General features: G+C 59.4%; 1 pseudogene. It reads right to left on the bottom strand.

The annotated features are described in order from the left end of the window. Positions 1–55: 55 nt before the first annotated feature. A pseudogene (locus tag AC1RO0_RS31920) lies at positions 56–876 on the bottom strand (IS3 family transposase); the annotation flags it as partial.

Below are 876 nucleotides of genomic sequence, written 5' to 3'. Positions count from 1 at the left end.
TGACGTGCACCCCGAATTTGGGCCAGCGGGCGCTGGAATTTTCCGGGGTTTAGGCTCAGTTCGGCGGGGGTGCCGATGAGCCGTTCATGAGCGAAATCGGCACCTTGTTGCCGATCGCGCTATGTGGCCGGAACTCGTTATAGTCTCTACGCCAATCCTCCATCTTCGAACGGGCGTCGTCAAGGCTCATGAACCAATGAGCGTTCAGGCACTCGGCGCGGAACTTGCCGTTGAAACTCTCGATGTAGCTGTTGTCGGTCGGCTTGCCAGGCCGGGAGAAGTCGAGCACGACGCCCTTGTGATAAGCCCAGAGGTCAAGGTCCCGGGAGATAAATTCACTGCCATTATCGACGCGGATAGAGGCGGGATAACCGACCTGCCGGCATACCCGCTCGAGCGTCTGTACCACGTCTTCGCCCTTGTAGTTGAAGCGGGCGTCGACTGCCGGTGAGAAGCGCGAGAAGGTGTCGACTACCGTCAGAGCACCCTGACCTTGCGACCCGTGGCCAACTGGTCATGAGCGAAGTCCATGGCCCAGACATGGTTGGAATGGGTGGCTTCCGTGCGATCCGCCCGCAACTTCGCCTTGACCCGTCGTTTGGGAACCTTGTTGCGGAGCTGGAGGTCCATCTCCTTGTAAAGGCGATAGATTCGCTTCGGATTGACGGGCCATCCGTCGCGCTTGAGCAGGACATGAACGCGACGCCTTTCGCTGATTGCCTAGCAATCACCTGCCGGCCGAGGGATAACCGTAACGCACTCGCGTCTGGCAGATGTCCCTGATCTTCAGCTTCAACTCGGCCTGCTCGCCGCGCCTGGACTTGTAGACATAAAGCGACCGATCGATCCTCAATACCGCACATGCGCGCCGGATCG

Source organism: Rhizobium sp. GW821-FHT14E12 (genome assembly GCF_058803745.1).
The sequence above is the reverse complement of the archived record's forward strand: the minus strand, read 5'-3'. Positions and strand labels throughout refer to the sequence as shown.